We start from the raw sequence: 13,585 nt of genomic DNA, 5'->3' as shown, positions 1-13,585 counted from the left end.
CTACACTTCAAACCAAAGTTAATCGATATTCTATTGCTCATTATTCGTCATATGCAAGTGCTTTATATGCTTCATCAAGTGGCTTTTTAAAAACTTTAACTAGTGTTGATATATTCTCAGCAATAAAATCTATCATCTTCGGCCAGTCTTCTTGATTTGCTAAACTAACACCATCCATGGAAATAGAAATTTTGGAAGTTGTTTTATTTTCATATTCATCCCACTTTAATCGTTTACCATATTCAGACTCCAGTTTATCTTTTTGTAGATATAGAGCTTGATAGATTTTTTTATTTTCTTCCTTTGAAGATCTACCTATATAAATTTCTGCTCTCGCACCATCTAATAATATGATAGAGTTAAAGCCGATTCCTGTATGTCCGCTGGCACCATTGATCCAATTATCTTTTGTTGCAGACACATTTTGATACAGCCCTGTTTTAGACACTAACTGGGGAATAGCATTGGACCAAAATGAATAGCGTAAATGGTGTCGTTCTGTTGCTTCTTCCCGAGCAATATTTTCTTCTTGCTTTTTAATTCCGAGTCGAATTTGGTATTCTTCTGTACTAGGAGGCGGAAGGATTTGTTCAGTATCTAAGAAAATTTGTTGACCCATTTGGTAAGGAGTTACACGAATACATTTAACATCGACATTATGGCTTTGAAGCCACAAAACGGTAGAAGTTACTTCTTTTCGAAAGTTTGCTGCCACCAAAATGACACGCTGATCGCTATCACTAGTGTTGATCTTTACCTCGCCAAAATCGGAACATTTATAAAATTCTGCAATTAATGCTCCCGCATCTCCAGCATCTTTGTAGCGATCAAGGTATTTTTGAAAAATTTCACGTATTTCACTTTTGGAAAGACTGGCGCAGTAGGAAACATATTTTAAAGCCTGCCATACTACATCCTTACCCGAATCATCCAGTTTGTTTTCAATCACTACTAATCGCCCAGACTCATCTAACGCCAGCAAATCTAAACGCTCCAATGTATCTGAGAATCCATTAAATTCTTTTTGTATGATAAGTAAATTCTCCCCCAAAATTGAAGTGTCCTGATCAATCCATTCTTGAAGATGATTTCTTTCAGTAAAATTCAACTCGGAAAATGTTTTTTTACAAAGAGGTAATGCTTGGTTTTTCTCTTTATCTACAACAAACATATTGTAGCCTCTCTTTCATCATAAATAATAAAACCTTGTTTTCAGCTTTTTATCGTCAAATTTACTTTAAATGCGTATCCATTAAGTTGATTCCATCTTACAAATAATACGCCCCTTGAACAATTCTTTACGAATTACACGTATTTTTGTATTCGGCGGAAAAAGAAGTTCATTCTCATCCATATCTGATATTAAATCTAAGTAAACACAAGCAGTATCCTTGGGCACATAAATTTCTAAAAGTACCGTGCCTTTTCGATTTGCATAATGCCTATCGCTTACACTATCTAGGCAAAGTGTGGTGCTAAAAAAGCCCCTGTCAACAAGAATTGATTTCTGTCTAATATTTTTTGCCCAGCTCCATGTCTTCATCTTTTTTAACAATGTTTTATCAACATATCTATAAACAACGATATTCTCTTTTAAATAATGATCTTTGATATCTAAAATACTGTCTTCAAACATCGATTTAGACATGCAACTGTCTTTAAAATCATATGTATCTATACTACAATCGCGCAGTAATCTATTAAAGACATAGTGTATACCTTGAGTATACTTCCTAAAAAACTTTTCTTTGTCCGTACAAGGTTGATAGTCTTGGTTTTGTAACCTCACAAGCCAATCCCCATAATTCTCTAACCCCCATTTTTTTGCTTCATGATGTGTAAACACTCTATAATCGTCCATAATTATTATTTATCCTCTCTAAAAGATAAATCTATCACTGATTCCACCACAGTATAAACAATGCATAAATTCAATAATAACCCCCGAACCATTCTGATTCATATCATAAACATAACATGAAGTTGGATTTACCTCGAGGTATGCTCAAATTTATAAATTTCCTAATCTCTCTTTTTAACCCGATTTTTTTCATAAAAAACTCATAGCCCAGAAAATTATAGTCCCATTTTTCTGATGCTATTCGCAACAACTTCTGATAGTTCGCTTTCTGCTCCTAAGCTAAAATTAAAAATTGCGCTACTGCCGCCCCCAGCACCAATAGCAGATATAAATACTTCTGTTCCAGTATCAATAATCGTCACACTTAAACTTGCTCTACTGCTATTTCGCATAAAATATTTATCGTATACTCGAACAGCCATTTTAACGTTTTCGCTCTGGTAATTACTTTTATCTACCAAGTTTACGCTTACCCCACTTTTAAATATATCTTCATCTAGTTGTTCGACTATTTTATCAAAATCCCCTTGCACAGACTTTTCATATTTTGCCATTTCTTTTCCTCCTTCTAAACAATACAATAGCTTTCTAAACATTACCAACAATTGAATTCGGCTACTAAACATAATGCGTAATTGAATCCACTACGGATTATGCTCATGATCTTACACAAAATGATATTGTTTATAGCTGATACCCCGTTGCTTCCAATATTCTACTTGTTGACTCTTTATCAAATTGATAAATTTGTTGTCCTTCATACTTTGTTCCCTTTATGACATACGATAATTCATTTTCAAAGAAAATTCCATACATGCCTGAAGTAATTCCCATGGAAGGAATGTTCCTAGTGATAATCAAATCAGGGACTGGAGGGAGTGTTCCTCTATCTACTGCCGTATTAGAGTAGCTTTCCAGTACATTCATTAGATACAAGTAAGCTTCTTTATTATTATTTGTATCAATGACGCTATCTACAGTGTAACCCCCACCATCTTTGAATGGGATACAAATATTTAATGAGTATATAGGAAGTTCCGTCTTGAAATTAAAATACAAACTTATAATCAGAAATAAAGTCAAAGTTCCTATAATAATTTTCATTTTTTTCACAAATACACCTCCGTCAAATAAACATAATGAGCAACTCCTATCAACCACAGGGGTGCTGGATATACTCATTTTATTCATTAAGAACATATCTTCCCTTAGTGCCATCCGAGTTTATATAAAAGCCGTCGACAATCTCGTTAATTCCTCCACCAAATGTCCAATCGTTAGCCTCTATGAAACCAATAAATTTATTCCAAAATACTTCTTGTGACAAATCAGCAGCAACCTCTACACAACCTTGAATCTCAAATTCTTTTCTCAAATCAATCACCTTTAATTTCTGAAATAATATAAACATAATGGGCAATTAACATAATCCAAAACTGATTAGCGTAATAAATTAGAATTTGCTAAACGTTCTTAAAAAATGGAGCCATTATCTTAAGTTATATTTTCTGCTACAAACTCTTTATATTTATCATAATCGCTATAAATATATGTGATTGCAAAATACATTGGATCATACTTAGGCTTAAGGAAACTCATATTTTTAATATAGTCCTTTATTTCTTCTTCTGACATATCATTTCCAAGTGCTTTATTACTTAGTATTGTTGAATATAATGTTTCACCTTTAATAAATACATTTTCATACACATTTTTATTCGAATATCTTTTTCTCAAGTTGAGTAAAGTAATAAAATTGTTTACTTCTTTTATATCCGATTCTAATTTGATTTCTTGAGTTTTTATTTCCATACTAAACTTAATTAAATCCCCGATTTGATTTGTATAAGGTGCAATTATTGGTGTTAATAAATTATCTGATTTTCCTTCAAAAGTAGAATTACATGCGATACAAGAAGATACAAGATTGTATGCATTCATTGATAATAGAGGATATTTTGATTTGGGAAGGAAATGTTCAACTTGGTTATTTCCAATATTATATGTAGTATCTATATCACAATAAGGGCAAACATGTATTCTATTCTCTTCTTTAAAATTGTCATGGAATTGTGCTCTTGTGAAACATTTACTTTTAGTTGATTTATTGATAATATTCCATATGGTTTGTTTAGCAAAGAATTCATCATAAAAATAATCCGTAAAAATTAACTTAATTTGCTTAGGTAAATGAAATAAAGGAACGTTATATATATGTCTATTAATAAGTGAATTCTGGTATTTATATATGAAAAATACTCTTTGTAACCTTTTGAAAGAAATATCTTTTAATAATTTATCAATTATTATAAACAATGAAGTCTGATCGTGCTTTAATCTCAGTAGTTTCTTTAAGTTTTTTCTGTTATCAATATCATATAAATCATCTTGTTCTAAATACTCCATTATGGAATTTTTAAAATTGATTTTTTTATAATGTAGTAACTCATTGAACAATGGTACTATTATACAACTGTCAAAATTTTTTAATATATTCATATTGTAATTATTTGTGATTTTCCACATTTGTAGGCTCATCTCCATTAAAGTCTTTATATTCTTTATAGATGAGAAATCTAAGTAATGATTCACCCATTTCATCAAGTAAGCATAAAAGATCATCTTTATTTCTACATTTTTTTATCTGTTTAATAACATTATTCTCCATTACATTGTAGTTAGTATTATGAGAAAAAAGCATATGATTTATAACGCTTTCATTTGCCATAAAGGTATTTATACAGGGATTACTAATATCGTTATTATCTATTAACAGAATTTGAGATTTAAATAGCATATTTATAAACGTTTGGCTATGTGAGCTAATTAATAAATGTATATCATAACCTTCAAATAATGTAATGAATATAGGCATAAGCTGTCGTATCCATACATAGTTAAGATGAGTTTCTGGTTCTTCTAATATTATGATGCTATTATCACATACTCTTGATAAAATGTAAAACAATCTAAAAAGAAATGTTTTTTCTCCGGTACTCATTCCAATTATAGATATCGCTTTATCATCCTTTATAATTGACAAATCATTTATGAATATAGATCTAGAGTTACACAGGTAACATAGTATATCATAGTTTTTTTCACCATCACTAAGGAACCTAATTATGTCAAAAAACACTCTATCATCTTTTTCTTTGGTGTACTTTTTTAACTTTTTGATAGCATCTTTTATTTCATTACTTACATTTCTGTCAAAGGACTCATTTGCTTCTTTACGTTCTTCAGGGGTAATGCTTTTATCATTCAAAAAACTCATAGTACTCTTATATTCTTCGTAATCATAATTCTGCATATGAAACTCACTATAAAAATCATTGTAAATAGATATAGTATTATTCAAACTAATTCCCAAATCATTTATTATATTATGAAAATCTTGATTTTGAATATAGCTATAAAAAAAATTAACTATACCAATGCTTAAATCCAATCCATAGCTTCCTTTAGCATAAACAGATTCTAACTGAAATTGTTGAACCAGTCGATCTCCTACGTAATTAAATGAATATTTCTGCGGATAATCTACGTCAAACCCAAGAGATATTATATTGCCTGGAAGATATTTACGCATTTCATCGTAATCTATTTGCATGATGTTATCTACAGATAAAGTAATATAGTCTTTCTTTTTTATGTCATATTCTTTTAAAAGAAAAGAGTTGTTGTCTTTTATAAAATATATTTTATCTTTATCCTTCTTTAAAGTTATATCATATATTTTATCTAATTCTATTTCATAATTAATCATATAGTCGCAAGGAACTCTCTCTCTGAATCTCTGTAAATAACGAAATATTAAAACAATAAAACTAAGAATTGTCGTTTTTCCTGATCCATTCAAACCTGCAAATAATGTTACTTTCATGTTACCATAGATACTTTTTTCAAACTGAGTTGCTTCTTGACTTCGAAATATAATGTGTTTGTCATTGAATTTTTTGTAATTTTTGATATATAAGTTTTTTATTTGCATTTTTTACCCCTTTAGTGTTATTAGCCTATTATTCATTTCAAGATTAGAGTTCTTTAGGCTTTAGTTCCAGAAACTATTCCAATATCAAAACGACTATCACAATATGTGTATCTTAAATAAGTAAAATAAGCTACAACAGTTCCATTTGTTTTTTCTTTTATCTCATCCATAAAATCATAATTTGGCATATTTTTATATAAACAAATATTTTGGGGTTCATCAAAAAATTGTTCAAAATCCCTCTCTTTTCTTTCATTATGCTGTTCCCAAAATTTTTGTGCATTTAAAGATTCAGCGTAGATTTGTGAAAAAGCGTTTTTATATAAGTATTTCATAGTTTCAGTTTTAAAACCATAATTGAAGTTTATAGCATTATAAAAATAACGTTTAATCTCCTCATTATCTACTACAACACCATTTGCGACTTCGATCAAAGTTGCTAAAGAAGATTTATCTGGTGTGAAAGTGTTAAAAATATATTTTTTATTAGAGTCCAAGTCACTTAATCTAAGTTTAGGATGCCCATTATAACCATATACTTCAATGAAATCACTGATATAATAGTTTGAATTCAGAATGCCAAACCCTTCATTTGTAAAAAATAGTGGAATATCTTTTATATATTCATTGTTATAAGTCGTACTTAAAATAGTACCATCTTCGCCTATAATATTATTTTTTTCTTTCACAAGAATTTTTAGACCCTTGCTTATAAGTTCGGCTTCAAGAGGTTTTTTTATTAAATCAAGACCACTTTCAATCTTGCTTCTCTCCAAATTTAAGCTGATGTCATGCGATGATGAAGATACCGCTATATAAGGCTTCATTTTTAGATATGTTGATGCCGGATTGTAGGGTTCAGGAACCATCAATCCATTATAGATAATTTGAAAACCTTTATTAAGTATAGTATTAGGTTTATCCAAATAGCTAATATTGTATTTATTATCATCTGATAGAGGTAACCAAAGATAATCTTGTCCTACAAAAGATACGATTTTCTGCTTCTCACCATCATAAAAATAATTTATTGCAACATCAGGTAATACATACCACTCGTTAATTTTTAACTCATCCTGAAAATGAGATTGATCTAATTTAGATAAAGAATCTTTCAAAACTATACTTACTTCTGTGCCACATGCAAAGTCTTCATCTTCCTTTATTGACACAGCAATAGAGTTATTATTTTTTGAAGTTAATTCATAATCAAATGTATAAACTGATGTACTTTTGTAATGCTTAGTTTTGACCGCAATTTTATCTCCAAGAAGAAAAGCGGCTAATGCACCTATTCCGAACTGACCAACTAGATTTGTAGTATTTCCTTTTTTTGAGCTTTCTCCAATAACAAAATATTTATTTAATAAAATATCTTCTGTCATTCCAATACCATAATCTCTGATAGTTAATACTGTTTTGTCCTCATTTTTGACAACAATCAGATCTATGTGCTTATCTAGCAAATTCACATCTGGTAATTCTTTAGTTGCATCGCACGCATTTTGAATAATCTCTCGCAAACCACATTCGGGACTATCTCCATACAATGGTTTGATTAAATTGGGAATTATATCATTGGATACACTAAATACAACTTCTTTCGGAATAAATGGCACTTTGCCTATTTTAGTTATAAATATATCTCCAAACTGAAAAAAATTGCCATAAGTTGTTGCACAGCGAATATATGGAATAATTTTTTTTATTAATTCTTCAGCAAATTTTGTTGTCTCGATATAAAGTTGATATGTTTCAATAGTATCCGAATAAGAAATTGATAATCCATTTACGGTAATTTTTGCAAGCAAATAATCATTCCCATTTACATATAAATATCCCTCATTGTTAGGTGGATATTTAAAATATTGGGATACATTTATAATACAGGATATTATTGACTTATACCCATCATCTAAAGAAGATATTGAAATTTCAGAATTATTTACCTCGTCCATCAGCTCTTCATACTTAGCACTACTTCCTAAAAATCTTTTTTTTAAAATGTCTTTTTGAATAAATAATTCAATTAGTTTCAATTTATTTTCAAGTTCTGAGTTTTGTTTTAGTTTTATTTCCGAATAATATCTAAATGGGTCATCAAAAATAATATTATTATATGTACCGGCATTAATAGCTGTTGAGTTTTCGTGTAATTCCTGAGTAGCTATAGTACAATTACCTGTATTATATATTCTTTCCATAATTTACATTATCTCCCTATATTTCCATTCCAAATTCCAGTATTAATTATATTGCCTGAACCAGTATTGGTTTGATTTCCAATATTAACTGATGCAGTTTGAGAAAATTTCAAAATAAGTTTTTCAAAATCTTCTTTGTTTTCTTTAAGCCATAATTCATATTCTTGAACAAATTTTATTGTTTCATTTTCCGTTATATCTACATAAACATTTTGTACATCTCTAAGTGGTTTCTTGTCGTTAAAAGTATCCTTGTTTGTTATAATTTCTAAAAACGCATCGCATTGATTTTCATCTTTAAAATACTTTTCTGATATAAATTTCAGTTTAAATTTACTCAATATTTCAGTCCCCAAAGTTTTTAATAAATCCCAAGTTATGCCACTTGCAATACTGGCTCCTACAAAATTTAAAGTTGATTCTAAAATTGTCATAATACTATCTCCTTTAATACTTTATTATATATCTAGTTTAGTTCGGGTGAGAAAACTTTTCCTGCCCATCGAATTTTCCGCCTTGAAAAGATAAAGTCTCAATATATCCGACGTGATTGAGGGACACTATCAGTGACTCTATTATCATAATCCTGTAGGATTTGAGTTGCCTATTATTGCTATAACAGGTTGTCCATAATACCTAATACCCTAAATAAGTACCCACAACCAAATCAAATGATTTACTAACATAATTATACACTTTTGGCTATAATTTACCAGTATTTTCAGAATAATCAATAGGTTTTTTCCTGTATTACCTGTTTTCTATTTATTTTGCCTAATTATCGACAATTTTCCACAAAAAAATAGAACCCTCTAAGAGGGTTTTTACTAATCATTGTTTAGACCTAAATATTATCCTAGACTTTTTTCTTCTGGGGCCTTCTTCTATACTTATAGTATTCCTCATCTGGTATGTATTGAAGTAAGTCCTCCACTTGACAATCAAGAGCCTCACATATTTTACTTAGGTACTCCAAGTTAATTCGTTCTATTTTTTCATTAAAAAGTTCATTTATAGTGGCTGGCCGAATCCCCGTTTTTCTTGAAAGCTCAATTTGAGTCATGCCATCCCTTTCTAAAATAGTTGATAGGTATATCTTTATCACCTGTCTGCCTCCATTCGTACTGGATATATAACTGCATTACAGTAATAGAAATATAGTATCAACTTTTGTCAAAAAATTACCCATATAGTAATTTAGTGTGTAAAAAAATTAGAAATTCTTGATAATCAATTCTTTATACCGTGCGTCTCCATCCCCCATGACCAATTTTAAATTATTAGACCGCTCCACTTCTTCAATCACGAAATCTTTATAAAGCTCCCTGATAAATTCATCATCGTTATACGATAAAATAAACTTCCCTTTAATTCCTTTCAGTGTATCCCTCAACAATATGTGCATTTCTTCATTGAAAACGTCCTCCCCGGTATCATAATATTTTTCTGTATTATGATAAGGCGGATCACAATAAAACAGAGTACCTTCTCTATCCTGGGAAGGAATCAACTTCGCAAAACTTTTATTTTCAATAAGTACCCCATCCAGACGTTTTTTTACTTTATGCAGTACATCCAAATCCACTGTTTCTCTAGCTCTGCACCCAAAGGAGCGAACGGTGGCACCATACGAAAGCTTTATCAAATATAAATATCTCGCCGCCCGTTGGATTTCTGTCATTTGGCTAACATCCGCCATCTTGTATTGTTCAAAAACTTCTCTTGCACTTAATGTAAACTCAAGCTCCTTTGCTACCGCTTCCGGGTGGAATTTTACATTTTTAAATAGGTTCACCAATTCTGAATTTATATCGTTGTAAACTTCTTTTTCGGCATGCTTATCTCTATAAAATAATACCCATCCAGCACCACCAAAGACCTCCACATATTTTTTGAATCCATCTTCAGGAAATCTATTTACGATTTCTTTTCTTAACAATTTCTTTCCGCCTACCCAAGCAATAAAACTATCCATAAGTCATCCCCCTATTAAATAAAACATTTCATACCGACTTAATTGTTTTATTGTTTTATTTTTTCTTTTCTTTTTTTATTAAAGCCCCTCGAATGAATCAAGGGGCTGACAGCTCCAACTTATTTCTTCTTTTCAAGATACCTTGTCACAAAAGCCATGGCACGAAGCATATCATCAGTGAGATCCATCTTGTTTTTGTCCGAAAAACATCCTGTGTCCTGCATATCTTTCACCATAGGTTTTGCCCAGTTTGGTACTTCGTTTAATGTGTTATATCTTTTCATATTCTCATCCTCCTTAAATTCATCCGGCACCTTAACCACCCAATAAAACTTCACCTGACTTTTGAACAAATTGAAATCCGCATTCGTCTGCGCTGGCTTATTAGACCATGGATCATTAATTAATACTTTTCCTCCTTCCATGCCATACCACAACACATAATGGCCACTGGTTGTCCAATTCCCTTTACCCATGCAAGCGATAACCAAATCACCCTTCTCAATTGCTTCCCTTGCCAACTCGTGATACTTGGAAGCAGGAGAACCATAAATATTGCTGCTGTTTATCATAGTAATTTCAATACCATAAGCCGCTCCCTGGGGCTTGAAATAGGAATAATATGTACCCTGCCCTTTGGCCTTATAACCTCGCTTCTTTGACCATTCCGCAGTAGTAACAGGAGTAACATTCTTGTCGGCAAGCGTTGCAATGACCATAGCGGTGCAAGTAATACCACACCCTTCCGCCTTAATCGTAGTCTTTTCTCCCGGTGCAGAATAGTCGTGGCTTGCCCATTTCGGATCATTCTGCATATATAAAACTGGTTTCATTATTCCTCACCTCCGCTATTTTTCTGATACTGGGTACCAAAGTAAAAGGCAATCACCACACTAAATATGGTTAAAAACTGCTCTCCACTAATCCGGCCAACAATGGCCAAATAGGAGAATACTGCCGTCAGCAATATTGTAACGATAGATTTCACTGTCATAAGATTCTGGATTGTTACCTTTGTGCTTTCCCTTAAGATTGCCGACCCTTGTTGTAGCTTACCCTGCGCTTTGTTCGTTTCGTTTTCGTTCATTCTCCGCTTCCTCCCGTCTCATTCTTCTTTCCTGCCGTTTCTCCGCTTGCTTATCCTGTCTATCCGCCCAGCGGTTGAATATGGTCATAACGCCACAAATGCCCAACTCTGTACCAAATACCGTCAAGGCATTCCCTACAATGGCAGAAACATCCACTCCGAAGAAAGCTAAAACCATACCCGCAACAACCACCGCAACGCAGAAAAGCAAAGACGACACCACAATGGTTGTCATGGTATCGTCATTAATACGAAAACGTCTGCGTTTTTTCCTCTCAGACAATCTTCTCCACCGCCTTCCGGTTAAGGAAGTTCTTTAGATCATGCTTTACCGTTGTGGTATAACTTAAGGCTGCCGTCATATCACCGTTACACTGTGCATCAGGAATCCGCTGCACTGCCTTTGCCGTTGCTTCCCCTAATGCAATGGAAGCATTCACCGCCGTTAAAAGATTGTACTCCATGTCCTCCCGTTCCTTTTCCCTCTTTTCGGCAGCATCATCCCGCTTTCCTAATTTCCGTTGAAGGTACCAAATCCCCATTGCAGTCACTACCCCTTGAATCATTCCAAAAACCACTGCATCCACGCACTTCACCTCTTTACGCAATAAAATCACTCCTTTTTTGCAATAAAAAAACCCGGATATGCTCCGAACCACTCAATGCCCTATGTAGTTATTATTCCGGCAAATCTTCACCGGTGATTTCTTTGTATTCCTCTGTAGTAATCTTGCCAAATCCAACAAACTTTTGAAGCTGGTCTTTCCTAACAAAATTCTTTTCAAACCTTAGCTTTAAATTCTCAAACATAGGACTCATTATCTGTCACCCCCCAATAGTGCCACTTCGATATCTGTCATCTGTTGTGCTAACAACTCCTGATTTTGCTGAATTACCAAGTCACGCAATTCAGAATCCGCCTGAGCTTGCATGAGCAATTCTAAATCTGTTGGTTGTGCCATGGCTGGTTCTGGTTCTGCGTATTCATAGAACTTCTTATTTTGTTTATCATAGTGCATGCCAATTGCCACATCCTCATCACAATTGACAGCAAAAACAGCATTGTTATTCGCATCGGGAGGGTATTCAGGAATTACATTAGATCCAACAATATCTATTACTCTGTTTTTTAACACCATAGCGTATAACATAAAATCGCCCCCATTTAAATTTTATAGCCTATATAAAACTCAACTATTCCACCGCCACCAGCAGCACCCGCATTGCCCCCAGCACTACTGCTACCGCCGCCACCACCACCTGCTCCATAACCGCCAAGACTTCCTTTTCCACCAATTGCACCACCTGCGCCGCCTACACCATAGCCACCGCCGCCGCCGCAACCAGAATCACCACTGCCTCCTTTGCCGGTAGGAATGACACTGTTTGTACCATTAATACTGTTTTTACTACCGCCAGCACCTCCGCCAGATCCATTTAAACCGCCACTGCCTCTGTCATAGCCACTACCTGCACCTCCCGCACCACCACCTGCCAAGGTAATCAAATTGCTAAGAATGGTCGGGTTTCCAGCAATACCATTTGTATTAACATTGCCACCACTACCACCATAATTAGTAATTGTAATGTCGGTGCTAAAACCCACCGATTTTGTATATTTAGCTAGATGAATGCAAGCACCACCGCCGCCACCACCGCCGCCAGCACCAGTACTGTTACTACTACTTGCGCCGCCCCCTCCGCCACCACACCCAGCGGCAGTAATATACATAGTTTTCACAGGAAAAGTATATGTCCCGGAATTTATAAATTTTTGAGTTAAAATATAATACTCAAAAGTATATATCTTGCCCAAGGTATCAACATCAATCGTTACTGTGTTTGAATTCACCGAAATTGAAGAGTTTTTGATGATGATGTCGTATATACTAAGTGGAACATCGACAAATTCAACATAATACCCTGAAGGCATCAAAATAGAATTTTCTGTTATCTCAACTAAAATTTCTGCAAAGTAGCCTTTTGTATCTTTTATAGAAAAAGTAGTACCAATGTCTCCGCAACATGCCAACTTAGAAGATAAATTAGAAGACAATGCATTTAATTTTCCAAAAACAGTTAAATCAGATTTATCACTAAACAAGCCGATCTTATTCAAAATGGCATTCTCTTTGGCCATGACCGTCCCAGCTGTTGTACTCCCACCTGTATCATCCGTTTTGCCGAACAAATTTAAAAACCAGTTTAATTTTCCATGGGCAGTAGCACCGATGGCACTATTTGCGACATCGCTGTTACTACCAATTCTGCTTATCAACGCACTGCACCAACTATATATATTTGCAATATAACTTGCTTGTAGCTGTGAAACCAAATAATTCAACTTCCCAAAAACACTTCCGGCGGTACTACTCCCCCCTGTGTCTGCGGTATTTCCTATTTTCCCTTTCACTTCATCCAGGGTGGCCTTATCCGCTATATAAAACTTGTCTCCACTGGCCAT

Annotated in this window: 18 protein-coding genes; all 18 read right to left on the bottom strand. The window is 33.4% G+C overall.

The genetic code is table 11. The features are described 5' to 3' along the window. Nucleotides 1–40: 40 nt before the first annotated feature. Nucleotides 41–1,171 (bottom strand): DUF4268 domain-containing protein, encoded by a 1,131-nt coding sequence (locus CPRO_RS06885; RefSeq protein ID WP_066049529.1) that lies wholly within the window; start codon nucleotides 1,169–1,171, stop codon nucleotides 41–43. 81 nt (nucleotides 1,172–1,252) lie between these two features. Then, on the bottom strand, nucleotides 1,253–1,861 hold the full coding sequence (locus CPRO_RS06880; RefSeq protein ID WP_066049526.1) for an ADP-ribosyltransferase: 609 nt from the start codon (nucleotides 1,859–1,861) through the stop codon (nucleotides 1,253–1,255). 215 nt (nucleotides 1,862–2,076) lie between these two features. Then, a complete protein-coding gene (locus CPRO_RS06875; RefSeq protein ID WP_066049523.1) occupies nucleotides 2,077–2,415 on the bottom strand; it encodes a DUF6054 family protein in 339 nt (112 codons plus the stop codon). 130 nt (nucleotides 2,416–2,545) lie between these two features. Next, nucleotides 2,546–2,974, bottom strand: a complete 429-nt coding sequence (locus CPRO_RS06870; protein WP_066049521.1) for a hypothetical protein — start codon at nucleotides 2,972–2,974, stop codon at nucleotides 2,546–2,548. Nucleotides 2,975–3,044: 70 nt separating this feature from the next. After that, nucleotides 3,045–3,236: a hypothetical protein gene (locus CPRO_RS06865; RefSeq protein WP_066053814.1), complete on the bottom strand. Its 192-nt coding sequence runs from the start codon at nucleotides 3,234–3,236 to the stop codon at nucleotides 3,045–3,047. Between the two features lie 119 nt (nucleotides 3,237–3,355). Then, nucleotides 3,356–4,387, bottom strand: coding sequence for an HNH endonuclease family protein (locus tag CPRO_RS06860; protein WP_066049518.1), 1,032 nt, complete (start codon nucleotides 4,385–4,387; stop codon nucleotides 3,356–3,358). Beyond that, a complete protein-coding gene (locus CPRO_RS06855) occupies nucleotides 4,368–5,855 on the bottom strand; it encodes an AAA family ATPase (RefSeq protein WP_066049515.1) in 1,488 nt (495 codons plus the stop codon). Before CPRO_RS06855 ends, CPRO_RS06860 begins: the two co-directional genes overlap by 20 nt. Nucleotides 5,856–5,908: 53 nt before the next feature. Next, on the bottom strand, nucleotides 5,909–8,059 hold the full coding sequence (locus CPRO_RS06850) for an ATP-binding protein (protein ID WP_066049512.1): 2,151 nt from the start codon (nucleotides 8,057–8,059) through the stop codon (nucleotides 5,909–5,911). A gap of 8 nt (nucleotides 8,060–8,067) precedes the next feature. Next, nucleotides 8,068–8,493: a hypothetical protein gene (locus tag CPRO_RS06845; protein ID WP_066049509.1), complete on the bottom strand. Its 426-nt coding sequence runs from the start codon at nucleotides 8,491–8,493 to the stop codon at nucleotides 8,068–8,070. A 422-nt stretch (nucleotides 8,494–8,915) separates the two neighbouring features. After that, entirely contained in the window at nucleotides 8,916–9,164 is a 249-nt protein-coding gene (locus tag CPRO_RS06840; RefSeq protein ID WP_066049506.1) for a helix-turn-helix domain-containing protein, read from the bottom strand. A 108-nt stretch (nucleotides 9,165–9,272) separates the two neighbouring features. Then, the gene (locus tag CPRO_RS06835) at nucleotides 9,273–10,034 is read right to left on the bottom strand and encodes a DNA adenine methylase (protein ID WP_066049503.1); all 762 of its coding nucleotides are present in this window, start codon (nucleotides 10,032–10,034) and stop codon (nucleotides 9,273–9,275) included. Nucleotides 10,035–10,153: 119 nt separating this feature from the next. Continuing rightward, the gene (locus CPRO_RS06830) at nucleotides 10,154–10,867 is read right to left on the bottom strand and encodes a C39 family peptidase (protein ID WP_066049500.1); all 714 of its coding nucleotides are present in this window, start codon (nucleotides 10,865–10,867) and stop codon (nucleotides 10,154–10,156) included. Beyond that, nucleotides 10,867–11,121: a hypothetical protein gene (locus CPRO_RS06825; RefSeq protein WP_066049496.1), complete on the bottom strand. Its 255-nt coding sequence runs from the start codon at nucleotides 11,119–11,121 to the stop codon at nucleotides 10,867–10,869. Before CPRO_RS06825 ends, CPRO_RS06830 begins: the two co-directional genes overlap by 1 nt. Continuing rightward, entirely contained in the window at nucleotides 11,087–11,404 is a 318-nt protein-coding gene (locus tag CPRO_RS06820; RefSeq protein ID WP_066049494.1) for a hypothetical protein, read from the bottom strand. The genes CPRO_RS06825 and CPRO_RS06820 overlap by 35 nt, the downstream gene beginning before the upstream one ends. Continuing rightward, complete coding sequence (locus CPRO_RS06815; RefSeq protein WP_236782402.1) at nucleotides 11,397–11,729, bottom strand: serine/threonine protein kinase; 333 nt, start codon at nucleotides 11,727–11,729, stop codon at nucleotides 11,397–11,399. Before CPRO_RS06815 ends, CPRO_RS06820 begins: the two co-directional genes overlap by 8 nt. A gap of 70 nt (nucleotides 11,730–11,799) precedes the next feature. Next, complete coding sequence (locus CPRO_RS14890) at nucleotides 11,800–11,940, bottom strand: XkdX family protein (protein ID WP_236782401.1); 141 nt, start codon at nucleotides 11,938–11,940, stop codon at nucleotides 11,800–11,802. Then, a complete protein-coding gene (locus CPRO_RS06810) occupies nucleotides 11,940–12,272 on the bottom strand; it encodes a hypothetical protein (RefSeq protein WP_066049490.1) in 333 nt (110 codons plus the stop codon). Before CPRO_RS06810 ends, CPRO_RS14890 begins: the two co-directional genes overlap by 1 nt. A 14-nt stretch (nucleotides 12,273–12,286) precedes the next feature. After that, nucleotides 12,287–13,585: a hypothetical protein gene (locus CPRO_RS06805; protein WP_066049487.1), complete on the bottom strand. Its 1,299-nt coding sequence runs from the start codon at nucleotides 13,583–13,585 to the stop codon at nucleotides 12,287–12,289.

It is taken from the genome of Anaerotignum propionicum DSM 1682 (assembly GCF_001561955.1).
GTDB lineage: Bacteria > Bacillota > Clostridia > Lachnospirales > Anaerotignaceae > Chakrabartyella > Chakrabartyella propionicum.
Note: the sequence above shows the minus strand (reverse complement) of the source record. Positions and strands in the feature narration are given on the sequence as shown.